This window comes from Streptomyces sp. WM6386 (assembly GCF_000972385.1).
Lineage (GTDB): Bacteria > Actinomycetota > Actinomycetes > Streptomycetales > Streptomycetaceae > Streptomyces.
Genome location: NZ_JXTE01000467.1, coordinates 1 through 476 on the forward strand (window position 1 = coordinate 1; position 476 = coordinate 476).

Here is a 476-nt window from a genome sequence, read left to right on the forward strand (position 1 = left end):
TCCACGACCAGGTCGCGTGGGCATGACTCGCGTGGGCTGTCGTATTCGATCCGTAGCCGGCGACCTCGCCGCACTGGGCCGATCAGGGAAGCCGGAGTCGTGCCACAAGCTCGTGTCTGGATCCAGGGGCGGCTGTCCACGTGCACTACCTCGGTGAGCGGCAGGAGCTCATGAACTCGACGTGACGGTGTAGCGACGATCTTGGAGAGCGCGCGCCGGCTTTCGACCGATGCGTTGAGCTCCGCACGTTGCTTCTCGTCCAGCCCGGTGAGCGAGAGATGATCACGCTCGCCCGGTGTGAGTCGCGTGAGGTCGAGCCCGGATCCGGGCAGCATGGTCACGCCTCCGAGGCGGCCCCGCTGTGCGGTCACCGGCAGACCGGCGTCGCGGAGCCAGTTCAGGTCCCGGGTGATGGTTCGAAGGGACACCCCGAGCGCCGAGGCAAGTTCCTGTGTGGTCACTGCATCCCTCGATTC

General features: G+C 66.6%; 1 protein-coding gene. It reads right to left on the bottom strand.

Going from position 1 to position 476, the window contains the following annotated elements:
• A partial coding sequence (locus TN53_RS46460) for a helix-turn-helix transcriptional regulator (protein WP_199924762.1) occupies positions 1 to 476 on the bottom strand: 476 nt, incomplete at both ends.